20 protein-coding genes are annotated in these 24,440 nt (G+C 64.7%); 14 read left to right on the top strand and 6 right to left on the bottom strand.

Annotation, left to right across the window (positions count from 1 at the left end):
• Positions 1 to 117 precede the first annotated feature (117 nt).
• From BG83_RS0113125 to BG83_RS0113080, 10 genes are all read left to right on the top strand, one after another.
• Positions 118 to 924 carry a TorF family putative porin gene (locus tag BG83_RS0113125; protein ID WP_024977161.1) on the top strand — a complete coding sequence of 269 codons (807 nt, stop codon included), beginning with the start codon at positions 118 to 120 and terminating at the stop codon, positions 922 to 924.
• A 31-nt stretch (positions 925 to 955) separates the two neighbouring features.
• On the top strand, positions 956 to 1,081 hold the full coding sequence (locus BG83_RS30040) for a hypothetical protein (RefSeq protein WP_024977160.1): 126 nt from the start codon (positions 956 to 958) through the stop codon (positions 1,079 to 1,081).
• Positions 1,078 to 1,167 (top strand): K(+)-transporting ATPase subunit F, encoded by a 90-nt coding sequence (gene kdpF, locus BG83_RS27790; protein WP_004628487.1) that lies wholly within the window; start codon positions 1,078 to 1,080, stop codon positions 1,165 to 1,167. Before BG83_RS30040 ends, kdpF begins: the two co-directional genes overlap by 4 nt.
• 19 nt (positions 1,168 to 1,186) lie before the next feature.
• The gene (gene kdpA, locus BG83_RS0113110) at positions 1,187 to 2,959 is read left to right on the top strand and encodes a potassium-transporting ATPase subunit KdpA (protein ID WP_024977159.1); all 1,773 of its coding nucleotides are present in this window, start codon (positions 1,187 to 1,189) and stop codon (positions 2,957 to 2,959) included.
• 40 nt (positions 2,960 to 2,999) lie between these two features.
• Positions 3,000 to 5,216, top strand: coding sequence for a potassium-transporting ATPase subunit KdpB (gene kdpB / locus BG83_RS0113105; RefSeq protein WP_024977158.1), 2,217 nt, complete (start codon positions 3,000 to 3,002; stop codon positions 5,214 to 5,216).
• Between the two features lie 15 nt (positions 5,217 to 5,231).
• Positions 5,232 to 5,846 (top strand): potassium-transporting ATPase subunit KdpC, encoded by a 615-nt coding sequence (kdpC, locus tag BG83_RS0113100; protein WP_024977157.1) that lies wholly within the window; start codon positions 5,232 to 5,234, stop codon positions 5,844 to 5,846.
• 656 nt (positions 5,847 to 6,502) lie between these two features.
• Entirely contained in the window at positions 6,503 to 9,319 is a 2,817-nt protein-coding gene (locus BG83_RS0113095; protein WP_024977156.1) for a sensor histidine kinase, read from the top strand.
• 132 nt (positions 9,320 to 9,451) lie between these two features.
• Positions 9,452 to 10,258 carry a MetQ/NlpA family ABC transporter substrate-binding protein gene (locus BG83_RS0113090; protein ID WP_024977155.1) on the top strand — a complete coding sequence of 269 codons (807 nt, stop codon included), beginning with the start codon at positions 9,452 to 9,454 and terminating at the stop codon, positions 10,256 to 10,258.
• A gap of 942 nt (positions 10,259 to 11,200) precedes the next feature.
• Positions 11,201 to 12,415, top strand: coding sequence for an EAL domain-containing protein (locus BG83_RS0113085; protein WP_024977154.1), 1,215 nt, complete (start codon positions 11,201 to 11,203; stop codon positions 12,413 to 12,415).
• 242 nt (positions 12,416 to 12,657) lie between these two features.
• Positions 12,658 to 13,305, top strand: coding sequence for a response regulator transcription factor (locus BG83_RS0113080; RefSeq protein WP_024977153.1), 648 nt, complete (start codon positions 12,658 to 12,660; stop codon positions 13,303 to 13,305).
• A 10-nt stretch (positions 13,306 to 13,315) separates the two neighbouring features.
• On the opposite strand, the gene BG83_RS0113075 is transcribed toward BG83_RS0113080, so the two are convergent.
• Both BG83_RS0113075 and BG83_RS0113070 read right to left on the bottom strand, forming a co-directional pair.
• Positions 13,316 to 14,095 carry an aquaporin gene (locus BG83_RS0113075; protein ID WP_024977152.1) on the bottom strand — a complete coding sequence of 260 codons (780 nt, stop codon included), beginning with the start codon at positions 14,093 to 14,095 and terminating at the stop codon, positions 13,316 to 13,318.
• 131 nt (positions 14,096 to 14,226) lie between these two features.
• Positions 14,227 to 15,693, bottom strand: coding sequence for an MFS transporter (locus tag BG83_RS0113070; protein WP_024977151.1), 1,467 nt, complete (start codon positions 15,691 to 15,693; stop codon positions 14,227 to 14,229).
• Between the two features lie 125 nt (positions 15,694 to 15,818).
• On the opposite strand from BG83_RS0113070, the gene BG83_RS0113065 reads away from it, so the two are divergent.
• The gene (locus tag BG83_RS0113065; RefSeq protein ID WP_024977150.1) at positions 15,819 to 16,664 is read left to right on the top strand and encodes a helix-turn-helix transcriptional regulator; all 846 of its coding nucleotides are present in this window, start codon (positions 15,819 to 15,821) and stop codon (positions 16,662 to 16,664) included.
• A gap of 4 nt (positions 16,665 to 16,668) precedes the next feature.
• Here the strand turns inward: BG83_RS0113065 and BG83_RS0113060 are convergent, their stop codons facing one another.
• Both BG83_RS0113060 and BG83_RS0113055 read right to left on the bottom strand, forming a co-directional pair.
• The gene (locus BG83_RS0113060) at positions 16,669 to 17,268 is read right to left on the bottom strand and encodes a hydrolase (RefSeq protein WP_024977149.1); all 600 of its coding nucleotides are present in this window, start codon (positions 17,266 to 17,268) and stop codon (positions 16,669 to 16,671) included.
• Between the two features lie 23 nt (positions 17,269 to 17,291).
• On the bottom strand, positions 17,292 to 17,726 hold the full coding sequence (locus BG83_RS0113055) for a PaaI family thioesterase (protein ID WP_024977148.1): 435 nt from the start codon (positions 17,724 to 17,726) through the stop codon (positions 17,292 to 17,294).
• 291 nt (positions 17,727 to 18,017) lie between these two features.
• Between BG83_RS0113055 and BG83_RS0113050 the strand changes: the two genes are divergently transcribed.
• Positions 18,018 to 19,145, top strand: a complete 1,128-nt coding sequence (locus BG83_RS0113050; RefSeq protein ID WP_024977147.1) for a porin — start codon at positions 18,018 to 18,020, stop codon at positions 19,143 to 19,145.
• A gap of 18 nt (positions 19,146 to 19,163) precedes the next feature.
• Here BG83_RS0113050 and BG83_RS0113045 read toward each other — a convergent pair whose 3' ends face one another.
• On the bottom strand, positions 19,164 to 20,213 hold the full coding sequence (locus BG83_RS0113045; protein ID WP_024977146.1) for an ABC transporter substrate-binding protein: 1,050 nt from the start codon (positions 20,211 to 20,213) through the stop codon (positions 19,164 to 19,166).
• A 147-nt stretch (positions 20,214 to 20,360) separates the two neighbouring features.
• Between BG83_RS0113045 and BG83_RS0113040 the strand changes: the two genes are divergently transcribed.
• Together BG83_RS0113040 and BG83_RS0113035 are read left to right on the top strand one after the other, a co-directional pair.
• Complete coding sequence (locus tag BG83_RS0113040; RefSeq protein WP_024977145.1) at positions 20,361 to 21,041, top strand: response regulator; 681 nt, start codon at positions 20,361 to 20,363, stop codon at positions 21,039 to 21,041.
• On the top strand, positions 21,019 to 22,470 hold the full coding sequence (locus tag BG83_RS0113035; protein ID WP_024977144.1) for a sensor histidine kinase: 1,452 nt from the start codon (positions 21,019 to 21,021) through the stop codon (positions 22,468 to 22,470). Before BG83_RS0113040 ends, BG83_RS0113035 begins: the two co-directional genes overlap by 23 nt.
• Positions 22,471 to 22,500: 30 nt before the next feature.
• On the opposite strand, the gene BG83_RS0113030 is transcribed toward BG83_RS0113035, so the two are convergent.
• Positions 22,501 to 24,162, bottom strand: coding sequence for an S-layer protein (locus BG83_RS0113030; protein WP_024977143.1), 1,662 nt, complete (start codon positions 24,160 to 24,162; stop codon positions 22,501 to 22,503).
• Between the last annotated feature and the right edge of the window lie 278 nt (positions 24,163 to 24,440).

Below are 24,440 nucleotides of genomic sequence, written 5' to 3'. Positions count from 1 at the left end.
ACTGTTGCACTGCACGCAGGCCCTGTGACGGGAGCCTGCCTGCACGCCGCATCCGGCCCCAGTTGACGCGCACCTGCGCCGGGCCGTGCGGCACCCAAAACAACAAGGGAAAGGTCCATGCAAGCCAAGGTTTCTTTGCACGCCACCGTCATCGGTGGCGTTGTCTTCTGTGCCGCAGCACTGTCCAGCGCGGCCGCTTTTGCGCAGTCCACTGAGGCTGCGCCGGCGCCCGTTGCCACACCGGCCGCGCCCGCCAGCCCGCTCACGGCCAACGTCACGCTGGCCAGCCAGTACCGCTATCGCGGTCTCATGCAGACCAACAACAAGCCCGCCATCCAGGGCGGTGTGGATTACGCGCTGCCCAACGGCTTCTATGTGGGCAACTGGAACTCGTCGATCAGTTGGCTGGGGGATTCCAACCCCAACGTCTCCGCCCCCATCGAGATGGATTTTTACGGCGGCTACAAGACCGAGCTGATTAAGGACGTGCCCATTGATGCGGGCGTGCTGCAGTACTACTACCCGGGTAGCTACCCCGACGGCTACACCCGCCCGCACACCACCGAGGGTTATGCACAGATCGGCTACGGGCCGGTCTCGTTCAAGTACTCGCACGCGTTCTCCAACCTGTTCGGCTTTGCCGACAGCCACCACAGCCAGTACTTCGACTTGTCGGGCAACTTCGACACCGGCTTCTGGGGCCTCACGCTGAACCTGCACGTGGGCTATCAGCAGGTGCCGCATCAGGTGGTGCGCACGTCGTATGCCGACTGGAAGGTGGGCGTGACGAAAGACTTCGGCAGCGGCTGGACGGCCTCGCTTGCGTACATCGATACCAACGCTGCGCGCGCCGCCTACACCAACGCGCGCGGCAATTACATGGGCAAGGCCACCGCGCTGCTGGCCGTGACCAAGACGTTCTAACGACCACGACCTGAAGGAAAGGGGAGCGCATATGGACCTCGTTTATCTCGCCGGCCTTGCGGTGCTGGCCCTGGCAGTGGGCGGCTTGCTCGCCCTCTCCGGCCGGCTTGCTGCCAAAGACCAACCCACCACGCACGCGATGGAGAAACAGCAATGACCTGGCTCTATGTGCTGTCCGGGGCCATCACGGTGGTTCTGCTCGTCTACTTGTTCGTGGCCTTGCTGTGGCCCGAACGCTTCTAACAACACTGCGAGGCACACCATGAATGCGTTCCTCCTCCAGCTGGCGATCTACCTGGTCGTGCTGCTGGTTCTGGCCAAACCGCTGGGCGCGTATATGACCGGCGTGTTTGGTGACAAGCCGTCGCGCACACATTGGCTCGGCCCCATCGAGCGGCTGTTCTATCGCGTGGCCGGCGTCAACCCGCAGGCCGAGATGGGCTGGAAGCGCTATGCGCTGGCCGTTATCGTCGTCAACGTGCTAGGTGCGCTGGCGGTGTATGCGCTGCAGCGCGCGCAGCAGTGGCTGCCGCTCAATCCGCAGGGCTTTGCTGCCATTACGCCGGATTCGTCGTTCAACACGGCCATCAGCTTTGTGAGCAACACCAACTGGCAAGGCTATTCGGGCGAAAGCACGATGAGCTATCTCACGCAGATGCTCGGCCTGGCGGTGCAGAACTTCCTGTCAGCCGCCACTGGCATTGCGGTGGTGATCGCGCTCATTCGCGGCTTTGCGCGCCACTCGGCCAACACCATCGGCAACTTCTGGGTCGACTTCACGCGCGCCACGGTCTACGTGCTGCTGCCGCTGTCGATTCTGGTGTCGGTGTTCTTCGTGAGCCAGGGCGTGATCCAGAACTTCGATGGCTACAAGGAGGTGACCACCGTCACCGCCACCACGTACGACAACCCGAAGATGGACGCGCAGGGCAATCCCCTCAAGGATGCGCAAGGCAACCCCGTCACCGAGAAAGCCACCACGCAAACGCAGACCTTGCCCATGGGCCCGGTCGCGTCGCAAGAGGCGATCAAGATGCTGGGCACCAATGGCGGCGGCTTCTTCAACGCCAACTCCGCACACCCGTACGAGAACCCCAACGCGCTGACCAACTTCGTGCAGATGCTGGCGATCTTCATCATCCCGGCGGCGCTGTGCTTTACGTTTGGCGGCATGGTGGGCGATGGTCGGCAAGGCTGGGCTGTGCTGGCGGCGATGACGGTGCTCTTTGTGGTGCTTGCCGTCTTCCTGGCATGGGCTGAGCTGCACGCCAATCCGATGCTCGCCAACCTCGGCATCGATCAGGCGGTGGGCAACATGGAAGGCAAGGAAACGCGCTTTGGCATCGTGGCCTCGTCGCTGTTTGCCACGATCACCACGGCGGCGTCGTGCGGTGCCGTCAATGCCATGCATGACTCGTTGACCGCGCTGGGCGGCTTCGTGCCGATGTTCCTGATGCAACTGGGCGAAGTGGTGTTTGGCGGTGTGGGCTCGGGCCTGTACGGCATGCTGGTGTACGCCATCCTGGCCGTGTTCATTGCGGGCCTGATGATCGGCCGCACGCCGGAATACCTCGGCAAGAAGATCGAGGTGTTCGAGATGAAGATGACCTCCATCGCCATCCTCGTTACGCCGCTGCTGGTGCTCGTGGGCACGGCCGTGGCCGTGGTGGTGACGCAGGGCAAGGCGGGCATCTTCAACCCCGGCACACACGGCTTCTCTGAAGTGCTGTACGCCTTCTCGTCTGCCGCCAACAACAACGGCAGCGCGTTTGCGGGCCTGTCTGCCAATACGCCGTTCTACAACGTGGCGCTGGGCATCTGCATGTGGCTGGGCCGCTTCTGGATCATCGTGCCGGTGCTGGCCATGGCAGGCACGTTTGCCGCCAAGAAGCGCCTGCCCGTGACGGCCGGCACGCTGCCCACGCATGGGCCGCTGTTTGTAGTGCTGCTGATCGGCTCGGTGCTGCTGGTGGGCGCGCTCACGTACATCCCGGCCCTCGCGCTCGGCCCCATCGCAGAACACCTTGCGCGCTAAGCGCAAGGCGAGTCGTCTACCCAATATCAACAGGTGCCTTATGGCTATCCGTTATCCCGAATCCGAACCTGCCGTGCGTACGGTCAAGCACAAGCTTGAGCCCAGCGCCGGTACTGGTACTGCCGCAGCCGCCGAGCCGCAGGCGCGCAGCACGCACACGACGCTATCTGCCAAGGATGTGCGCAAGCTGTCGATGTTCTCGTCGGCACTGGTCAAGCCCGCCATTGTGGATAGCTTCCGCAAGCTGTCGCCGCGCGCGCAAGCCAAGAACCCGGTGATGTTTGTCGTCTATATCGGCAGCATTCTCACCACCATCCTGTGGGTGATGGCCCTGCGCGGCCAGGCGGAAGCGCCTGCGGGCTTCATCCTCGCTGTGTCGGTGTGGCTGTGGTTCACGGTGTTGTTTGCCAACTTTGCCGAGGCGCTGGCCGAGGGCCGCAGCAAGCAGCAGGCGGCATCGCTGCGCGGCATCAAGACCACCGTGCAGGCCAAGGTGCTGGCAGACCCGCATCGCAGAGACCGCGCGGAAGCGCGCGCTGCCACCGCCCTGCGTCGTGGTGACATCGTGCTGATCGAAGCCGGCGACATGGTGCCCGGCGATGGCGAGGTGATCGAAGGCGTGGCGTCGGTGGACGAAAGCGCCATCACGGGCGAATCGGCGCCGGTCATTCGCGAATCGGGCGGGGATTTCTCGTCCGTGACGGGCGGCACGCGCGTGCTGTCGGACTGGATCATCGTGCGCATCACCGCCAACCCCGGCGAGAGCTTCCTTGATCGGATGATCTCGATGGTGGAAGGCGCCAAGCGCCAGAAGACGCCCAACGAGCTGGCGCTGACGATTCTGCTGGTGAGCCTGACCATCATCCTGATGCTGGCCACCGTCACGCTGCTGCCGTACTCGATCTTCTCGGTGGAGGCGATGAAGGCCGGCTCGCCCATCACCATTACCGTGCTGGTCGCGCTGCTGGTGTGTCTGATTCCGACCACCATCGGCGGGTTGCTGTCTGCGATTGGCGTGGCCGGCATGAGCCGCATGATGCAAGCCAACGTGATCGCCACGTCGGGCCGCGCTGTGGAGGCTGCCGGTGATGTGGATGTGCTGCTGCTCGACAAGACCGGCACGATCACGCACGGCAACCGTCAGGCTTCGCGCTTCATTCCCGCGCCGGGCGTGACGGCCAAGCAGTTGGCCGAGGCGGCATGGCTGTCGTCGCTGGCCGATGAAACGCCGGAAGGCCGCAGCATCGTCACGCTGGCACGCAACCTGGGCGAGGCGTCCATCGATGAAGCTGCCCTTGCGAAGACGCAGCCCGTGTACGTCGCCTTCTCTGCGCAAACGCGCATGAGCGGTATCAACGTCTCGCTTGCAGGCGACGCCCGTCAGATCCGCAAGGGGGCGGCAGATGCCATTCGCACGCACGTGACGCTGCTGGCCGGCAAGTTTCCCGATGCCGTGTCGACTGCCGTGGACGACGTCGCGCGCCAAGGCGGCACGCCGCTTGTGGTGTCCGACAACGACCGCGTGCTCGGCGTGGTAGAGCTGAAAGACATCGTGAAGGCCGGCATTCGTGAGCGATTTGCCGAGCTGCGCCAGATGGGCATCAAGACGGTGATGATCACCGGCGACAACCGCCTGACCGCCGCCTCCATCGCAGCAGAAGCGGGGGTTGACGACTTCATTGCTGAAGCCACGCCCGAGACCAAGCTCGCGCTCATCCGCGAGCAGCAGGCCCAGGGCCGCCTCGTTGCCATGACCGGTGACGGCACCAACGATGCGCCCGCGCTGGCGCAGGCCGACGTGGCCGTCGCCATGAACAGCGGCACGCAGGCCGCCAAGGAGGCCGGCAACATGGTCGACCTGGATTCCAGCCCCACCAAGCTGATCCAGATTGTCGAGATCGGCAAGCAGATGCTGATGACGCGCGGCTCGCTCACCACGTTCTCGATCGCCAATGACGTGGCGAAGTACTTCGCCATCATCCCCGCCGCATTTGCGACCACGTATCCGCAGCTTGCCGCGCTGAACGTGATGCACCTGGCCACGCCCGCATCGGCCGTGATGAGCGCGGTGATCTTCAACGCGCTGATCATCGTGTTCCTGATCCCGCTGGCGCTCAAGGGCGTGAAGTACCGCGCGCTGGGGGCGGCTGCGCTGCTGCGCCGGAACCTCTTGGTCTACGGCCTGGGCGGCCTGCTGCTGCCCTTCCCCGGCATCAAGATCATCGACATGTTCCTGGCCGCAATGGGCTGGGTCTAAGGAAGGAGTGCATTCATGGCAACCACAACACAAAACGCGCAGGCCGATGTGCCGCAACAAGGTGGGCTGCTGCGTGCGGCGCTGGCGGTCTTCATTGGGCTGTCGCTCATTACCGGGGTGCTGTATCCGGTGGTGGTGACGGGCATAGGCAAGGCGCTGTTTCCGGCGCAGGCCGGCGGCTCGATCATCGAGCGTGGCGGCAAGGCAGTCGGTTCATCGCTGATCGGGCAGAACTTTGAAACGCCCGAGTATTTCTGGGGGCGGATCTCGGCGACTGCGCCGAACGCGTATAACGCGCAGGCTTCTGGTGGGTCCAACCTGGGACCGAGCAACCCCGCGTTGACGGAGGCGGCTAAGGCGCGGATTGCTGCCCTCAAGGAAGCGGACCCGACGAACAGTGCGCCGATTCCTGCTGATCTTGTGACGGCTTCTGCGAGCGGGCTGGACCCGGAGATTAGTCCGGCTGCTGCGGCGTACCAGGTTGAGCGCGTGGCGCGTGCGCGGCACATGTCGCCGGACTTGGTGAGGAAGGTGGTTGGCGAGAACACCAAAGGGCCGATTCTTGGTGTGTTTGGGGAGGCGACTGTGAATGTGTTGGAGCTGAATTTGGCGTTGGATGATTTGAAGTGAGGGGTTGGGGTTTGTGGACTGCTGGGTTTGATGTTGGTGGTCCATCCCCCTTTCGTTCCCTGCCGGGACCGACTTACTTTTCTTTGTCTTCCAAAGAAAAGTAAGCAAAAGAAAGGCGCGCCCGAGATGGCGACTTCCCCTTGGATTTGTGTCGCGGGGAGGGAGGGGAGGCAAACTCGCTGCGCTCAGACAGGCCTCCCCTCTTTATCCTCCCCGCAACAAAAATCCAAGGCGCCATCTAGGGCAGGAACGTCAAAGGCCAAACCGTTGGTTTGCGTGTTCTGTCGGTGTCTCGTTTGTTGCTGTGTGCTGCTTCGCTGCGCTCGCACTCCACCGATGATTTTGTTTTGTTTGCCTTGCTTCGCGGCTTGCCGCACACGCACCTACTGCGTTTGTTCTTCGATGGTGTGGCCGTACCCGGCCCTAGATGGCGCCTTGAATTTTCGTAAGCGGGCGGAAAAAAGACGGGAAACTGTCTGAGCGCAGCGAGTTTTTCCCGTCTCCGCACGGTTACGCAAATTCAAGGAATCTTTCGCCATCTCGGGCGCGCCTTTCTTTGCTTACTTTCTTTGGCAAGACAAAGAAAGTGAGTCAGCCCCGGCAGGGGGTGAAACCAGGGATGCACCAACAACAAAAAAACACCCAAAATACGCAACATGCCAGAAGCCGCGCGCCCCAACCCCGACCAACTCCTAGCCGAACTCAACTCCGGCAAGGCGCAGTCCGCCCGCGGCAAACTCCGCATCTACTTCGGCGCCTCAGCCGGCGTAGGCAAGACCTACGCGATGCTGGCAGCAGCAAAGGCCGCTCGCGCAACAGGCATTGACGCCATCATCGGCCTGGTCGAAACCCACGGCCGCGCTGAAACCGCCGCGCTGGTCGCCGACCTCGAACACCTCCCCACCCGCCAGATCGAATACAAGGGCCGCACGCTGCCCGAGTTCGACCTGGATGCTGCGCTGGCGCGAAAGCCCGCGCTCATCCTCGTCGATGAACTTGCGCACTCGAACGTGGCAGGCTCGCGCCACCCCAAGCGCTGGCAGGACATTGAAGACCTGCTTGCCGCCGGCATCGACGTCTGGACCACCGTCAACGTCCAGCATCTCGACAGCCTGAATGAGGCGGTGGGCAGCATCACCGGCATCCGCGTGTGGGAAACCGTGCCCGATGCGGTGTTCGATGCCGCCAACGAAGTCATCCTCGTCGACCTGCCGGCCGATGAACTGCTGCGCCGCCTAGCCGAGGGCAAGGTCTACATGCCCGAGCAGGCGCAGCATGCGGCGCGCAATTTCTTCCGCAAGGGCAACCTCATCGCCCTGCGCGAACTCGCCCTGCGCCGCACCGCCGACCGCGTGGACGACGACGTGCAGGCCTACCGCCGCGCGCGCCGCATTGAAAACGTCTGGCGCACGCGCGAGACCGTCGTCGCCTGCCTGGACCCGCAGGGCGACGGCGAACAGGTGATCCGCAGCGCCGCGCGCCTGGCCGCGCAGCTTGAATGCGATTGGCACGCCGTGGCCGTGGTGATGCCGCATCTGCGTGCGGCCGATGCGCGCGCCGAACGCCTGCATGCGTTGCTCAAGCTGGCCGAAGATGCGGGCGCACGCGTGGAAACGCTGGCCGGCACCAATGCCGTCGAGGCCATCACCGGTTATATCCGCCGCCACAACATCACCAAGGCCGTGATCGGGCGGCCGCCCGAGAAGCGCTGGCGATCGGCGCGGGCTATCGTCGTTGCGTTGCGACTGACGATCGGGCTGGAGCGCCGGTTGCCCAGCGGCGACTTTGCCGAGGCACTGGCGCGGCATTGCCCCGAGGTTGACGTGATTCGCGCCGCGGCGGACCCGGCGCATATCCAGCTCACCCCGCGCGCAGCCGAGGTCGGCCGTGCTGATGTGCGCAGCGAAGCGCAGCGCGCTGCCGATGCACAGGCCGGTTGGCTCAAGCCGGCTTACGTGGCCGCGTGCGTGTACGTTGGGATTGCGACGGCGCTCTCCAGCCTGGTGCGCCCTGTCTTCGATCTGGCCAACATCGTCATGCTGTTCCTGGCCGCCGTGGTGGCGGTGGCGATGCGCCATGGGCGGGGGCCGGCGGCGCTGGCGTCGGTGCTGTCGGTGGCGCTGTTCGATTTCTTTTTCGTGCCGCCACGTTATTCCTTTGCCGTGAGCGACGTGCAGTACCTGCTGACCTTTGCGGTGATGCTGGCCGTGGGCATGCTGGTGGGCCAGTTGACGGCGGGCCTGCGTGAACAGGCCGAGGTGGCGGTGCAACGCGAGGCCGCTGCGCATGCGCTGTATGAGGCCGCGCGTGAACTGTCCGCCGCGCTCACGCTGGATCAGATCGTCAGCATCGGCGGGCGCTTCGTCAACGCGACCTTTGGCGGGCGCTGCGCGTTCTTCTTCGTCGGGCTCGATGGGCGGCTCGGTGCGCCACAGGTCGCCAAGCCGCAAGGCTCCACCGATGCACCGTCAGGCATGCCGAATTTGGACCGCGTGCTGGCCGATTGGACATACCAGCACGGCCAGCCTGCCGGCACGGGCACGCACACGCTGCCGTCGGGCTCGGTGCTGTATCTGCCCCTGAAAGCGCCGATGGCCATTCGCGGCGTACTGGCCGTGGAGCCAGAAACCTTCCACGTGCTCGCGCAGCCCGACAACCGCCGCCAGATCGACGCCTGCGCCACGCTCATCGCCATTGCCATTGAACGCGTGCATTACGTGGAGGTTGCCCGCGACGCCTTGGTGCGCATGGAGTCGGAGCGGCTGCGCAATTCCCTGCTGGCCGCCGTGTCGCACGATTTGCGCACACCGCTCACGGGCCTGGTGGGGATGGCCGAGACGCTGCTGCGTGCGCAGCCGCCCCTGCCCGCGCTGCAGGCCGAGGCCGCCAGCGCCATCGGCCAGCAGGCGCAGCGCATGCGCACGATGGTCACCAACCTGCTCGACATGGCGCGCCTGCAGAACCAGGACGTCAAGTTGCGGCTGGAGTGGCAATCGATGGAAGAACTCGTCGGCGCAGCGCTCCAGGCGATTCCGCTGCCCGATCATCGTGTGGTTGTGGATAACCTCGCTGCCTTGCCGCTCATCCGCTGCGACGGGCCGCTGATGGAGCGCGTGCTGGCGAACCTGCTGGAGAACGCCGGCAAGTTTGCGCCGGCCGGCACCGAGGTGCGCATCTCCGGCGAGATCGTCCACGACGACGCGCGCGGCGATGAACTGCGCCTGCGTGTGCGCGACCATGGCCCTGGCGTGCCGGCGGGCTCGGTGCAGACCATCTTCGAGAAGTTCACGCGCGGTGAGAAGGAATCGGCCACCACCGGCGTCGGCCTGGGTCTGGCCGTGTGTGAGGGCATCGTGAGCGCGCATCACGGCCGTATCTGGGTGGAGGCGCCGGCCGATGGCGGCGCGTGCTTCGTCGTCGCCCTGCCCGCCGCCGAGCCCCCGCCCGTGGAAGACGGCGAGCCCATCGCCTAGCTGCACCGTTCTTGGGCATATGGACATGCCGAAAATGTCGTTCTGCCGTGAGCGTATGCGTGACACGATTGCGTCACACCGCCCGCTACCCGCGGGCGATTTCATTCACGACAAGATCCACGAGGTTTCTCCATGTCTCTGTTCTCACGCCTTGCGCGCGTGGCCGTACCGGCCATCGCCTTTGCCGTTGCCACTGCCGCCAGCGCCGACACCAAGCAAATCAAGCTCGGCACCATGAGCGGCCCCGACGCGCAAATCTGGGAAGTCGTGCAGAAGGTCGCCAAGAAGGATGGCCTGGACGTCAAGATCATCGAGTTCAACGACTACGCCCAGCCCAACCCCGCGCTGGATTCGGGCGACCTGGACGCCAACGGCTTCCAGCACCAGCCCTTCCTCGAGAGCCAGATCAAGGCGCGCGGCTACAAGATCGTCAACGTAGGCCTGACCTATGTGGCGCCGATGGGCTTTTACTCGAAGAAGATCAAGTCGCTCGCGCAGCTCAAGGAAGGTGCCAAGGTCGGTATTCAGAACGATCCGTCCAATGGCAACCGTGCGCTGCTTCTGCTGCAGAAGGCGGGCGTGATCAAGCTCAAGGCGGGCGCCGGCACGAACGGCAACAATGCGACACCGCGTGACGTGGTGGAGAACCCGAAGAAGATCAAGCTGATCGAGCTGGACTCGGCGCAACTGCCGCGCTCGCTGGATGATCTGGACGCCGCTTCGATCAACACCGACTACGCGGTCAAGAACGGCCTGACGCCGGCCAAGGACGCCATCGCACTGGAAGATCGCCAGGGGCCGTACGCCAACCTGATCGCCGTGCGCGAAAAAGACAAGAACCAACCGTGGGTGAAGACGCTGGTGCACGCCTATCAATCGGAAGACGTGCGCAAGTTCATCGACACGCAGTTCAAGGGCGCGATCCTGCCCGCGTTTTAAGCAGCGGGTGCTAAGTCAGCGGTTACTTTCGCGCATTGCCCTGAGAGTGAAGCGCGCGAGCCTGGGGCCGGAGGAGGTTTTTAGCGCGCCGCGTTGTTTTGCTGCGATGCGTCATCGTGTGACAGGTGCAATCGTTTTCGTCACACGTGGCGCTGCGGCAACGCTTGTAGCCTCTCGTTACATTAAGTAGTTCTACGTTATTGCAACGCAACAAACGATTCGCTATAGTAGGAACTGTCTCCTCCACCCTCCTTGGTGGATTGTGGCCCGAGCACTTGGTGCTCGGGCTTTTTTCTTTGGCGCGCGGCTTTTGCTTTTCTTCCGGCCGCCTTGCATCTCGGCCGGTTCCGGCTACCCTGAATTCTCAACTTTTCTGCGTGTTTTCCTTGGTGGCGTTGCCCGATAGCAACGAGCGAAGATTTTTCAAGCGTGCGCTTCGAGCCACCCTTCGAACACCGACATGCATGTCGGCGGGAAGGAGCCAAAGCGCTGCTTGAATCACGTCAACGCGGCGAATGTGGGCGCAACCGCCTGCTTTGTGCAGCTAACATCGCGAAATATCGTCAGTTTTTGTCCTACAAGCCTTTCGGCCAACCCCGGACAGTCTGACTTCACCCCCTCCACTAAACTTCACCTTGCTCTCTCTTTAGAGAGCACTCCCCCCCTTTTGAGCCCGCCCCTGTTGCGGGCTTCATTTTTTTCGGGCACGATTTCTTCCATCCCGACGCTGTCGACACCGGCGTCGGAAGCTCAAAAGGTTGGGGGAATCTCTCAAGGCCCGCGCAGTTGAAAAGCTGCGCGGGCTTTGTTTTTTCCGGCGCCGCACGCTAACTCCACCTGACAAGGCCCCCGGCCGGTGCTTCAATGGCGGCTGACGGTGCCGTCACACAGCGCAAACGGGATGCGCCTCGCGCCGATACTGACAACAACAAGGACTGGCCGATGGAAGGTTTCGCGCAACTCGCCGTGCTGGTGGTGGACGACCACCCCGTGCAACGGGCCGCCGCCCGGCAACTGCTCCATACGCTGGGCGTGCAGCAGATCCTGACCGCCTGCGACGGCCGCGAGGCGCTCTACCTCCTCCAGCTCTGTCACGTCGATCTCGTGCTGTGCGACATCGACATGCCCGGCATGAACGGCCCAGAGCTGATGGAGCAGATGCACTTGCGCGGCGGTCGCGTCTTTCCGCGACAGGCGCCCGTGTGGGCGTGGGTCAGCGCGATGGATGCGCCGATTGTCGAGTCGCATATCAGCCTGGCCGATGCGATCGGGTTGACGCGCACGCACGGCGTGCAGAAGCCGTTGCGCCCGGCGCACGTGCTGCCGCTACTCGAACAAGCCGCCGCGCGGGAGCGGGACGAGGCACCGGCTGCAGCCGCTGTCTTGCCGCAGTTTTCCGACGACGAGCTGGCCGCGCTCATCCAAGAAACGCCTGAACAGATCGAGGTCGTATTCCAACCCCAGCACGATCTGGCCACCAACCAGATCGCCGGCGCCGAGGCGCTCTGCCGCTGGATGCATCCGGTGCACGGGCGTGTGTCGCCCGCAGCGTTCGTGCCGCGCCTGGAGGCGCTCGGGCTGGCTGATGGCCTGTTCTTCCATGTGCTGGAGCATTGTGTGCGCGTACAGCACGCGCTGGCCGCGCATGCGTATCCCGTTTCGATTGGTGTGAATGCGTCTGCGCAGACGCTGAGCCGGGCCGGCACCGTAGACCGCATCGAAGCCATCGTGCGCGAGGCGCGTATTGCGCCGGCGGCCATCGCCATCGAGTTGACGGAGGATTCGCCCGTGCACGATGCCACGCAGCTCACCATCGCACTCAACCGCCTGCGCCTGCTGGGCCATCCGCTGGCCATCGACGATTTTGGTGTGGGCATTGCCACGCTCAAGCTGCTGGCCGATCTGCCCTTCACCATTCTGAAGATCGATCGCTCGTTTACGGCTGCGGTGGACCAGACCAGCCAGCGTGGCGTGATCTGCCGCACGATGATCGAGCTGGCGCGCACACTGCATCTGGAGTGCATTGCCGAGGGCGTGGAAACTGAAGCGCAGCGCCAGACGTTGCGCGCGCTGGGCTGTGCGACCGGGCAGGGCTATCTGTGGGCGGCACCGCTGTCAGTCACCGCGTTTCTTGCGCACGTGCAGGCGGCAGCGTAAGCAGCAAGACCTCAACGTCATTCAGTTTTCCTCAACCCAGATAGAAGCAGCTTCTGCCCCGAAAGGTTACGCAGAGCCAAAGTAAGAAAAGTCTGATCCCGCGCGGCATATCTGGTGAGTAAGGTACCGGCTCCTTTCAGCGGCGCTCCTGACTCCCATGACGGCTCCGATCTCTCTCACCCTGCTGCTCGCCACGCCGGACGCGTCATCCCCGGCGACGCGCCTGACCTGACGGCTTGCACATGTGCGCTGTCCACTCGATCGTGATGGCAGACGATCATCCGGTGATCCTGATGGGGCTGGCGGCAGCCATTGCGCAGTTTCCACAGCAGCAGGTCGTGGCACAGGCACACGACGGGCGCGAGCTGATGCAGGTGCTTGCGCAAATCGACTGCAACGTCATCGTGACCGATTACAACCTGGGTGGTGAGCCTGCCTTCGATGGCATGCAGTTGCTGGCGCGCTTGCGCAATCAGCATCAGAAGCGCGCCATCGTTGTCTGCACGATGGTCCGCAACCCAGCCCTCTTGCGTGCCATGCGACAGATTGGTGTGGCTGGCATCGTCAGCAAGGACGATGACTTTGTTCATGTCGGGCACGCCGTCATGGCGGCCGCGCGCGGCGTGCGGTATGACAGCCCCTGCGTCCTGGAAGAGACGGGCCTCGGTTCCAATGAGCGGAACGTGTCCGAGCGACTGAGTGCGCGCGAGCGAGAAGTCCTGCGCCTGTATGCCGCCGGCACGGCTGTGTCGGACATTGCGCTCATGCTCGGTTCGAGCGTGAAGACCGTCAGCACGCAGAAGGCTGTGGCGCTGCGCAAACTTGGCCTGGCGCGCGAGATCGATCTCTTTCAGTACGCCCGCGCCAGCGGGCTGACAGCGCTCCGCTGAGCCTCCAGCGTCAGCTTGCCTGGCGGGGCATCGGCACGGCTTGAGCCGACGCGATGGCGGTGCCGGATGCCTGCGCGGGCGGCGCTTCCACGCCCATCAGCCAACTGAACAACGGCGTTGCCAGCAGCGCGCCGGCGAGCTGCGCCAGCATGTAGCCTGGGACATCGCCGGGGCGGATGCCGGAGGGGCCGTCGGTCAGTGCGCAGGCAAAGGCCAACGCCGGGTTGGCCAGCGATGACGACGACGTGAACCAATAGCCCGCCGCGATATAAGCGGCTACCACCAGCGGCAATTGCTTCGGCGCATGACGCCCGCATGCGATGCCCACGCCGATCAGCCCGAACGTTGCCAGAGCTTCGCTCCACCACAGCGCGGAGCCGGTAGCGGCATGGGTGCCCGGCGCCCATGCCGGCATGCCAAACATGGCGTGCACGGCGGCCACGCCCAGCGCGGCGCCCACGGCCTGTGCGGCCAGATAGGCCAGCGCTTCATGCCCACGCAGGCCGCCCCGCAGCAACGTCGACAGCGTGACCGCCGGGTTCAGGTGGGCTCCAGACACCGGCGCGAACACCGTCAGCAGCGCCAGCAGACCGGCGCCACCAGCGAGCGATTGCGCCAGCAGCGTCCACGTGGCATCGCCACCGGAGAGCCGGGTTGCGTGGATGCCGGTGCCGATCACCACTGCAATCAATAAGGCCGTACCGAGCCCCTCCGCGACGATGCGGCGCGCCAGGGATGGTGCAGCGGACGTGGCTGAAGCCGCGGTACGAAGGTGGGACACAGTGGTCATGCGGGAAAGAGGCGAACGATGCCAAGCGCATCGCGCGGGAGTTTGGAACCTCCGCTGGGGCCGATCAATGCACAGGGGCGCGCTTGTGTCGCGCGCCCGAGTATCGAATGGTGGGATTGAGGCGGGGCGGCTCAGGCCGGGCTTGCCGCGCCGGCTGCGGCCAGTTGGCGCTGTTGTGCACCCAGCCGCGCAAAGCCGACGGCCGCTGCACCGAGCGCTGCCAGCATTGCGATGCAGCCCGCCATCGTGCCGTGCGCCATGCCGTTGGCGCCGCCGGCAGCGGCAAAGGTGAAATACAGCCCGCCGATACAAGCGACGCCCAGCGCGCCTGCCAATTGCTGCGCGGTAATCAGCAACCCCGCTGCTGCCCCCGCTTGCGTACGCGCCACGCCGGTCAACACCAGGCCGATCAGCGGAACGACGACCAGCCCCTGCCCTGCCCCGTACAGCGCCACGGCAATGCCGATGCGCATCATGCTTGGCGTGGCGGGGTGCGCCCACTCCGTACCGAAACCCGACAGCAGCGCCAGCAAGCCCAGCGCCATCAGGCCGAGGCCCGCCAGCAGCGCGCGAACGCCATAGCGCCGCACCAGCAGATTGGCCACCCGCGACGTGATCAAAAAGGTGATGGCCAGCGGCAGGATGGCGACACCCATGCGCACCGCAGAAAGCTGCCGCCCGTTTTGCAGATACAACGTCAGCACTAGGAAGAACGCCATCATCCCGATGTAGTGCAGCGCCGACGCCGTCAGGCCCGTCATGAAGGCGCGATGCTGCAGCAAGGTGGGCGGCAGCAGCGGCGTACCGCCAGCGCGGTCGACCCGGGCTTCAAGTTGCTGGAACGTGGCCATGCCGAGCAAGCCCACGACAAGCAGCACAAGGGTCCATACCGGCCAGTGCAGTTCGCGGCCGAACAGCAGCGGCACCAGCACGGCCGCCACGCTCACGGCCATCCACACCACGCCAGTTGTATCGAGATGCACCTTCGCTGCGTTGGCACTCGGGTGCGGAATCCAGCGCCAGCCCAGCAGCGCGGCAATCAAACCGACCGGCACGTTGATCAGGAAGGCCGCGCGCCAGCCCAGCCCGGCGATGTCCGCGCTGGTGAGTGCGCCGCCCAACAACAACCCGGCCGCGCCGCCGGTGCCCATCACCAGGCCGAAGATCGACAGCGCGCGGTCACGCTCGGTGCCGGCAAAGAGCGCCTGCACGCTCGCCAGCACCTGCGGCACCATCATCGCGGCCGACAGGCCCTGCGCGAAACGCCATGCAATGAGCGCTGCCGCACTGCCCGCCAGCCCGCAACCGGCCGAGGTGGCGGTAAAGGCGACGAGGCCCAGCAGGAACACGCGTCGGCGCCCGAACAGATCACCCAGACGGCCACCAGTGATGAGCAGAATCGCGTAGCCAAGCTGGTACACCGCCAGCACCGCCTCCAGTTGCGCGGGCGTGGCGTGCAGGCTCGTGCGGATGCTCGGGATCGCCACATTGGCGATGAACGCGTCGACGATGAACATGAATTGCGCCGTCACCATCACACCGAAGGCGAGCCAGCGGCGAGGTTCCGATACTGAGGAAGCAGAAGAAATGTGAGTCACGATCGGCTCCGGAAAGAGGGATGAACGCAGCGTAGGTGCGCGAGCCGATTCGATGCAGAGCTAGGATTAACCTAGGATTGAGCTGTCCCTCCCACCTTCACGCGCTGTCGTGTGTAATGCCCCTCATGGACGATTTCACCGCCGACCTTGCCTCCTTCCCTGCCGCGCCCCGCAACGAGCTGGGCGAGTTCCTGCGCAGCCGCCGCAGCCACCTGCGTCCGCAGGACGTGGGACTGCCCGAGGGCAGCGGGCGCCGCCGCACCGCCGGCCTGCGCCGGGAAGAAGTCGCGCAGTTGGCCAACATCAGCATCGATTGGTATGTGCGTATCGAGCAGGGGCGCGACGTGCGGCCTTCCGTGGCGACGATCGAGGCGATCGGGCGCGCACTGAAGCTGTCTTCGGATGAGCGCGCGCACATGCGTGGCCTGGCGCGTGCCGAATCGGTTTTCACGGGGCCCGGAGTTGGGACCCCCGGGCGTTCAGCGGCCGAAGCGGTGCCCGATGTCTTGCGCCGGGCCGTCGCCGGCATGGTCTTGCCCGCCCACGTGCGCAGCTACCGCACCGAGCTGCTGTGCTGGAACGAGGCGACCTCGCAGCTCTTCATGGATTTCGGCACGATGCCGCCGGAAGACCGCAACTCGCTGGTGTACATGTTTTTGTACACCAATGCGCGCGAGCGTTTTGTCGAGTGGGAGAACGAGGCGCGACGCATGCTGGCGAAGTTTCGCGCGGTGTACGACCCGCACGCAGATGACCCGGTGCTCGTGGCGTTGGTCGACCGGCTGCGCACGAGCAGCCGCGAGTTCGATACCTGGTGGCGGCAGCACGAGGTGCGCGCCCAGCGCGCGGAACACAAGCTGATCCGCACGCCCGCCGGTAAGGTCGTCCGCTACGACTACATCGGCCTGCCGGTGATGGAAGACCCGCGCCTGCGCATGGTGCTATACGTGCCGGTCGAAGACGGCGCCTGAACGTTCAGGCCGCCAGCGCCGCGAGGATGGTGCCGGTATCGCGCACGCGGCCCAGTCGCGGAAACACGTTCTCCACCGACGATCGATGCATGGCCGCATCGTTCGAACTCATTGCATCTTCGGCCAGCACCAGCGCGTAGCCGTGCTCCCACGCGGCACGGGCGGTCGATTCCACTCCCACATGTGTCGAGATGCCGCCCAGCACGATGGTGGTGATGCCCCGACGGCGCAGTTGCAGATCGAGTTCGGTGCCGTAGAACGCGCCCCACTGGCGCTTGGTGATCTGGATGTCGGTAGGCGCCACTTCCAGCTCGGCGGGTTGTTCCCACCATTGCGGCGGCAGGCCGCCCGGCTGTGTGGGCGCGGGGCGGTCGACGGGCTGGCGCGGCGCATCAGCGTAATCCGGCGCCCACCCCACGCGCACCAGCACCACGGGCGCACCCAGCTCGCGAAAGCGCTTGGCGAGCTTGGCGGACGCGCCCAATACCTGCTCGGCCGAGTGCGGCCCCTGGGCAAACGGCAGGATGCCGCGTTGCAGGTCGATCAACACCAGCGCGGTGGTTTTCGCAGACAAGGCAGACAGGGTTTGCAGCGGTTCAGACATCAAGTGCTCCAGGTGAATCGGGGTTACGGACGGCGGATGACACACGTTGCCGTGGCGTGCGCCAGCAATGTGCCGTCCTGCGTTTTGAGCGTGCCCTCCGACACGCCGATCGTGCGCGAGACATGCAGCACGCGTCCTACCGCCACCAGTGGCGTATCCACCGGCACTGCCTTCACCATCTTCACGTTCAAGTCGACCGTGCCGTAGCCGACGCCGGCTTCGAGCATCGAATGCACGGCGCAGCCCGTCACGGAGTCGAGCACCGTCGCCGCAAAGCCGCCATGCACGCCGCCCAGCGGATTGAGGTGGCGTTTGTCGGCCTGGGCACCGAAGTGCACGGTGCCCGCTTCGATGAGGTCCATCGTCATTGGGATGGTCTCGCTGATGGATGCGCGTGGCAGATCGCCGTGCGACATGGCCTGCAGCAATTGCAGGCCGGTCATTTGGGACGGATGCATGGGAGGAGTCTGGCGGAGTTGAGATGAGGTGACTCGACACTCTACCGCGAGCCCGATTGCCCGGGCTGCAATGCGTTGCATTGGCCGACGCAACAACGCCCGCCTCTGCGCACGTCCCAATGCGGGTAGACCCTAGCGTTGCGCGCACGCCGACGCGAAAGGCTCCAGAAAGGTGCCCCCTTCTACGCTCGCCCAGCGATTGCATCGGGCGGTCTGACCCACTGCCGTTGCGCGTTTCCCGAAGCCGGCATCACGACCGGACACCATCACCCACAAAGGAAGGAGACTTCAATGTCCCGCATCAAGTTTGCCCTTGCGGCAACTGCAGCCGCCGCGGCCACGCTGGCCACCGGCGCCGCTCATGCCCAGTCGAACGTGACGCTCTACGGCCTGATCGACACCACCATCAGCACCGTCAACAACACCAACGCTTCAGGCGCGCGCACCACCGGCTTCCAGATTCCCTGGTTCTCGGGCAGCCGCTGGGGCCTGACCGGCAAGGAAGACCTGGGCGGCGGCACGTCGGCCATCTTCAAACTGGAATCGGAATACGAAACGCCGACCGGCAACATGGACACTCCGGGCGTGCTGTTCAATCGCGACGCTTGGGTGGGCCTGTCGAGCGAATCGCTGGGCAAGCTGACCTTCGGCCGCCAGAACGCGATTGCGCGCGATATCTCTGCCATCTACGGCGACCCGTACACCAGTGAGAAAGTCGGTTTGGAAGAAGGTGGCTACACCAACACCAACAACTTCAAGCAGCTGATTTTCTACGCAGGCAGCGCCACGGGCACGCGCATGAACAACGGCGTGGTGTGGAAGAAGATGTGGGGCGGCCGCTTCCTGACGGCACTGGGCTATCAGTTTGGCGAAGTGCCGGGCCAGTTCACGCAAGGCACCACCGAGTCGCTCGCACTGGGCTACAACGGCGACAACTTCCATCTGGCAGGCTTCGCGCAACAGGCCAAGGTGGGCGGCTTCATGGACCGTTCGTACTCGGTGGGCGGCAACGTGATTCTGGGCATGTTCCGTGTCAATGCGGGCTACTTCCACTACACCGGCGAGCAGCCGGCCGCGCTGGGCAACCGCAAGGATGACGCCTACACGCTGTCGCTGAAGATCGCTCCGCAAGGCGCGTTCGACTATGAAATCGGCTACCAGATCATGAAGGCCGACAACGCCGCCTTCAACGCAGATGGCAACACGCTCAATGCGTATGCCAGCGTGGTGGGTGCCACCGCAGCAGGCAGCGGTCGCAAGAACACGCTGTACGGCTCGGTGTTCTACCACGTGTCAAAGCGCACGGAGTTCTACGTGGCGGCGGACTACATGAAGCTCAAGGATCAGTACATCGTGGGCGGCACCAACGGCCACAACAGCCAGACGGAGTTTGGCGTCGGTATGCGCACGCGCTTCTAAGCGAGTGTTTGGTTTGAGCTAGCGGCGCTCGCGCACCTGATCGACAAACTTGTTGGTGTAGGTGCGCGAGAGGTCGATGTGCTTGTCGCGCGCGTTGGCATTGCTGGCGGCGAGGACGCGCAGGACGGTGGGTGGGCCGTCGTCCGGCATGCGTCCGTCGGTGCTGAAGGTGGGCAACGCGGCGGCAAGCGCTTTTGTGTACAGCTCGGGATGATCCCGCCGGAATTCAGGCGGCATGCGTCCGGCAATGTCTTCAGCACCGTGCGTGTGCATGTAACGCAGGGTGCGCACGAATGCGCGGGCCAGTTTGGCGGCGACGTCCGGATGCGCTTCCAGCCATTCGGTCTGCAAGTACAGACACGCGGCCGGATACGAACCGCCCAGCGCGGCACGCGTGCTCTCCAGCGTGCGCAAGTCGAGCAGCACGCGTGCTTCGCCGCTGTGCACGAGGCGCGAGACCGTCGGGTCGGTGGTCATGCCGGCATCGATGCGGCCGCTGCGCAGCGCGGTGACGAAGCTGCGTTCGGCGCCGACTGGCAGCATGGTGTAGTCGCCGGCCGACAGCCCCTGCTGCGTCATCAGGTAACGCGTGAGAAAGCTGGTGGATGCGCCCAGCCCCGTCACGCCCAGCGTGCGGCCGCGCAGGTCACGCATGGACTGCACCGTCGCCGGCAACCGTGTCGACACGACTTCCGCCTCGCCCGGCACCTGACTGAATACGACAATGGCGCGCACTTCCTTGCCCTTGGCCTGCAGGTCGATGGTGTGGTCATAAAAGCCGACCACGCCTTGGGCAAAGCCGGTGAGCAGTTCGCTTTCCGCATCGACGCCGGCGGGCTGCGAGAGCAGTTCCACGTCGAGCCCTTCGTCATGGAAATAGCCCAGGCGCTGCGCTAACGTAGCGGGCAGGTAGATCATCTTGGCGGTGCCGCTGACCATGAGCGTCAGGCGCGCCGGGTCTTGTGCAAGGGCATGCGAAGTTGCCACGGCCAGAAAGGCAGCGAGCCACGGCGTGACCCAGCGCCGGACGCCGCGTGCGCGGGCGGTCCTGCAGGTAAAAACACCCATTGAGTTGTCTCCGGCTCTTTTGTAGATATCAGTATCGCGCGGTCCGGATCTGGTGAGTGATGCCTCCGGCGCGCGTAGGCAGCCGCCACCATTCTAGGAAGCGGCAACCCACAAATCGCTTTCATTTTTCGGACGCGCTGTTTTCGCATGAAGCTGCTCCTGATCGAAGACAACGCCCCGCTGGCGCACTGGCTCTCTGAGGCCCTGCGCCGCGCCCATTTCACCGTGGATCACGCCACCGATGGCGAATCCGCCGACACGCTGTTGCTTACGCAACACTACGATGTGGTGCTGCTTGATCTGCAATTGCCCACCTTGTCGGGGCAAGGTGTATTGCAACGTTTGCGTGGCCGGCGCAACCCGGTGCCGGTGCTGATCCTCACGGCCAGCGGCGGGATCGACGACAAGGTTGCCTGCCTGGGTGCCGGCGCCGACGACTACCTCGTCAAGCCGTTCGAGATTCGCGAGCTGATTGCGCGCATCCAGGTGCTGGTGCGGCGCAGCGCTCCCGATCAGTCCGTCGAACTGCAATGCGGCGACCTGACGTACCACACCGGCAGCCGCACCTTCAACCTGGCCGGCCAGCCTCTGGTGCTGCCCGCGCGCGAGCACACCGTGCTGGAAATCCTGATGCTCAAGCTGGGGCGCACGGTGTCCAAACCGGCGCTGGTGAACGGCGTGTTCGGGATGGATGACGAAGCCAGCCCCGAGGCCATCGAGATCTACATCCACCGCCTGCGCAAGAAGCTGGAGCATTCCGCCGCCACCATCGTCACGCTGCGCGGCCTCGGTTACCTGCTGCGCGATGCCTCCGCCGCGCAGTCCTGATCAAGCACCAGCGCAGTCCGCCCCAACGCGGGCGCGCAGCCTGCGTGCGCGGCTGGTGTTGTGGCTGGCATTGCCGCTGGTCGTCTACGTGGCGGCCGATGGCTGGCTTGATCTGGCCGCCGCACGTCACAACGCCGATCTCGTGCACTTCCATGCGCTCGACACGGCCGCACAGATGATCAGCGGCCAGATCGAATGGGACGAAGGCCGCCTGCGTGTGTCGGTGCCGCCGGCTGCGCTGGCCGTATTCGCCGCGCCGGAAACCCCGGTGCGCGATCAGGTGGCATACCAGGTCAGCACCGAGCACGGGCGCCTGCTGGCCGGACGGCTCGACTTTGGCACGCGCCCGGCGTTTGACGCGGCCGGCCTGGCCGACGCCGGCACCTACACCGATACCGTGGAAGGCCAGCCCGTGCATGTGGCCGCCGTGGTGCGCACCATGTACGACGCGGGCCGTACCGAGCGCGTCGTCACGCGCGTCGCGCAAACCATGAACGGTCGTGACGCGATGGTCCGCCAGTTGTGGTGGCCCGGCACCGTGCGCCAGCTCGCGCTGGTGGGGCTGGCACTGGCAATGATCCTCATCGGCCTGACGCTCGAACTGCGGCCGATCTTGCGATTGGCCGGCAATGTGTCGGCGCGCGCGCCTACCGATCTTGCACCGCTCGACCCCGATGGCTTGCAGCACGAGCTGCAGCCGATTGCGGGCGCGTTCAACCAATACCTGCAGCGCATTGCCGACAACGCGATCACGCAGAAGCGCTTCATTGCCGACGCTGCGCACCAGATGCGCACGCCGCTCGCGATTCTCGATACGCAGATGCAGGTGGCAGCGCAAACCAACGCAGATGCCGCGCTGCACGAAGTCCTGAAGGCCGCGCGAACAAGCACGCGCAACCTGGCGGATCTCATCAACGACTTGCTGCTGCTGTCTCAGGCCGAAGCATCGGCCGCGACGAGCGAGGTGGTCGACCTCTCGCAAGTGGCGCGCACCGTGCTCGAAGACCTTGCGCTGCTGGCCGATGGCCGCCGGATCGATCTGGGCATCGAGCCTGCCGAGCTGCCCGTGTGGACGTCAGGCAATCGCACGCTGATCGCTGCCCTGCTGTTCAACCTGGTCGACAACGCCGTGCGTTACACGCAGGAAGGCGGCCACGTGACGGTGCAGGTGTCGGCGGACTACGGTTGGGCCATCCTGTCCGTGACCGACGACGGCCCCGGCATTCCGCCCGAGGCGTACACACGCGTGTTCGAGCGCTTCACGCGTCTGGAAGGCACGCAGACCCAGGGCAGCGGCCTGGGTCTGGCGATCGTGCGTCAGATCGTGGATCGCATGGGCGGCCAGATTGCGCTGGCGCCCGGGCCGGGTGGCGCCGGGCTGGCGGTGACGGTTTGGCTGCGGCGCACGAGTGCGCCTGCCGCCGCGTAAGTCACCGCCGCTGCCTTACTGCTTCAGCGCTTATTGCACCGACACAAACACCGGGTTCGAGTAGAACCACAGATCGTTGTAGTTGCGATCGTTGATGGCGTTGAAGCGCGCGGCGTTTTCCGTCACCACAGTCTTCTGATCCGGCAGCGGGTTGCCGTTACTGGTTTCGCCCGACACGTTCATGCCGAGGTTGGTGCCGCGCAGGCGGAAGTACTGGTTCTTGGCCGCTGTGTAGGTGTACGTGATGCTGTTGTAGCCGTCGGCGTCGACCTTCCAGTCTGCCTTCGTGAACGTGGCGATGACTTTGGTGGAGTCATTGGTGTCTTTCGCATAGGCTGGCGTGCCCGATGCAGCCTTGCCCGTCACGTCGCCCGCAATCAGATCAACGTGATCCACCACCGGACGCATGTTGACCTTGAAGCCGCTGCCCAGCGGGTACTCGTAGTTGTTATGGTCGGGGCTCTTGAAGCGGATGGTGATCGTCACCTTATCACCGGCCTTGGCCGTGAGCGTGCCGCCCATGTCGGTTGACGTGGTCGTGGTGCCCGCACTGAAGTCCAGCGCGTTGATGAGGTCGCCAAACACGGCGAACGATTTGCCCGAGCGCATGGCCGTCAGCAGCGTCTTCAGGTCGGTGCTGGTGCCCGGCAGCCAGATGTAGGTCTTGGCGTATTCGCCGGGGTAATAGCCGCTGCTGAACTGCTGCGTGGCGTCCACTTCAAAGTGGTGGTCGGAATCGGCAAAGTTCCAGACGCGGCGGCCCTCGCCGAGCAGCGCATCCCAGATGCCGCCGACTTGCGCGACCACGTAATCGACGCCGCCGTAGGTGCGATTTTTCAGGTTGGCGTCGGTGTAGGCGCTGGTATAGCCGCCGCGGTCGGGTTCCATCTGGTTGCCGACCATGCCTTCGATGCCGAACATGATGTCGGGTGCGGTGTCGTTGAACTCGCGGAAGTCCGCCACCGTGTACTTGCCCGGGTTGCGCGACGGATGGTTGATCAGGCCGTAGCTCGAGTTCGGGTAATTCGTCTTGAGCCACTTGAAGGCATTGACCACATCGGCGTGCGTGGTGCCGGCGCGCGGGCCTTCCTGCTGCCACGCGGTCACATCGTTCGGGTCGAACAGCGACGCGGACTGCTGCGTGAAGAAGTATTCGAACTTGTTCAGGCCCTTGGCCGACGTCTGCAGCTTGTCGGAGCCATCAAAGATGCCGACGTTCAGGTGGTCGTGCGTGGGCATGTCCCACTCGGCAGCCGAGAAGATCAGCTTGCCGGCGTACTTGCCTGCCGCCTGCGCCTGCGCAATGGCGGGCATCTCGTACTTGGCGATCCCGGCGGACGCGGCAATGGAGCCGCCCGCAAGCGCGGCGCCCGTGGCATCGCGCGGCGACGGGCGCAAGTGGTTCGATACGGCCATCCAGTCCAAGCCGTTGAGGTCGAACGCGTGGTCGAGCACCGTGGACAGCGGCGTGACGGCATCGACGGACTCCGCCGTGTGCACGTGCAGGTCGCCCATCGTCCACATACCCTGCGGCTTGGCGGGCTGTGTCGGCGTGGTGGGCGTCGTCGGTGCCGGCGAGGTGCCTGCAGTGCTCGTGGGCGCGGGGTCGTCGCTGCCGCCGCACGCGTACAGGCCGAGGGTCATGCACGCCGGCACCGCAATCGCGAGCAGCGTTTTCTTGGTCGAAAGCATTGTGGTTTCCTGTCGATTCGATGAGGTCGGGCAAACGCTTCCGACCACCCATGCGTGTGGGCGGCTCTTGCACGACTAAAACGTTTGCGCGGCCGAATCTTGGCGGGAAACCATGAAAATTTAGTGACGAAGCGGCATGAAAACAGGAAGCGGCGTGGCCCAAAACGAAGCGGTTGGACACGCAAACAGCGCGCAAAGAAAACGGCCCCAAAAGGGGGCCGCGTGCATCGCGATTTGTCCCGGCGTCAGGGCAAGGCCTTGGCGGACGTAGCGAGGAA

The organism is Ralstonia pickettii, from assembly GCF_000607165.1.
Lineage (GTDB): Bacteria > Pseudomonadota > Gammaproteobacteria > Burkholderiales > Burkholderiaceae > Ralstonia > Ralstonia holmesii.
Note: the sequence above shows the minus strand (reverse complement) of the source record. Positions and strands in the feature narration are given on the sequence as shown.

What these genes read in the sequence shown, in the direction of transcription:
- BG83_RS0113125 (WP_024977161.1), top strand. Translation starts at nt 118, where the DNA reads ATGCAAGCCAAGGTTTCTTTGCACGCCACCGTCATCGGTGGCGTTGTC.
- BG83_RS30040 (WP_024977160.1), top strand. Translation starts at nt 956, where the DNA reads ATGGACCTCGTTTATCTCGCCGGCCTTGCGGTGCTGGCCCTGGCAGTG.
- kdpF (WP_004628487.1), top strand. Translation starts at nt 1,078, where the DNA reads ATGACCTGGCTCTATGTGCTGTCCGGGGCCATCACGGTGGTTCTGCTC.
- kdpA (WP_024977159.1), top strand. Translation starts at nt 1,187, where the DNA reads ATGAATGCGTTCCTCCTCCAGCTGGCGATCTACCTGGTCGTGCTGCTG.
- kdpB (WP_024977158.1), top strand. Translation starts at nt 3,000, where the DNA reads ATGGCTATCCGTTATCCCGAATCCGAACCTGCCGTGCGTACGGTCAAG.
- kdpC (WP_024977157.1), top strand. Translation starts at nt 5,232, where the DNA reads ATGGCAACCACAACACAAAACGCGCAGGCCGATGTGCCGCAACAAGGT.
- BG83_RS0113095 (WP_024977156.1), top strand. Translation starts at nt 6,503, where the DNA reads ATGCCAGAAGCCGCGCGCCCCAACCCCGACCAACTCCTAGCCGAACTC.
- BG83_RS0113090 (WP_024977155.1), top strand. Translation starts at nt 9,452, where the DNA reads ATGTCTCTGTTCTCACGCCTTGCGCGCGTGGCCGTACCGGCCATCGCC.
- BG83_RS0113085 (WP_024977154.1), top strand. Translation starts at nt 11,201, where the DNA reads ATGGAAGGTTTCGCGCAACTCGCCGTGCTGGTGGTGGACGACCACCCC.
- BG83_RS0113080 (WP_024977153.1), top strand. Translation starts at nt 12,658, where the DNA reads ATGTGCGCTGTCCACTCGATCGTGATGGCAGACGATCATCCGGTGATC.
- BG83_RS0113075 (WP_024977152.1), bottom strand. Translation starts at nt 14,095, where the DNA reads ATGACCACTGTGTCCCACCTTCGTACCGCGGCTTCAGCCACGTCCGCT.
- BG83_RS0113065 (WP_024977150.1), top strand. Translation starts at nt 15,819, where the DNA reads ATGGACGATTTCACCGCCGACCTTGCCTCCTTCCCTGCCGCGCCCCGC.
- BG83_RS0113060 (WP_024977149.1), bottom strand. Translation starts at nt 17,268, where the DNA reads ATGTCTGAACCGCTGCAAACCCTGTCTGCCTTGTCTGCGAAAACCACC.
- BG83_RS0113055 (WP_024977148.1), bottom strand. Translation starts at nt 17,726, where the DNA reads ATGCATCCGTCCCAAATGACCGGCCTGCAATTGCTGCAGGCCATGTCG.
- BG83_RS0113050 (WP_024977147.1), top strand. Translation starts at nt 18,018, where the DNA reads ATGTCCCGCATCAAGTTTGCCCTTGCGGCAACTGCAGCCGCCGCGGCC.
- BG83_RS0113045 (WP_024977146.1), bottom strand. Translation starts at nt 20,213, where the DNA reads ATGGGTGTTTTTACCTGCAGGACCGCCCGCGCACGCGGCGTCCGGCGC.
- BG83_RS0113040 (WP_024977145.1), top strand. Translation starts at nt 20,361, where the DNA reads ATGAAGCTGCTCCTGATCGAAGACAACGCCCCGCTGGCGCACTGGCTC.
- BG83_RS0113035 (WP_024977144.1), top strand. Translation starts at nt 21,019, where the DNA reads ATGCCTCCGCCGCGCAGTCCTGATCAAGCACCAGCGCAGTCCGCCCCA.
- BG83_RS0113030 (WP_024977143.1), bottom strand. Translation starts at nt 24,162, where the DNA reads ATGCTTTCGACCAAGAAAACGCTGCTCGCGATTGCGGTGCCGGCGTGC.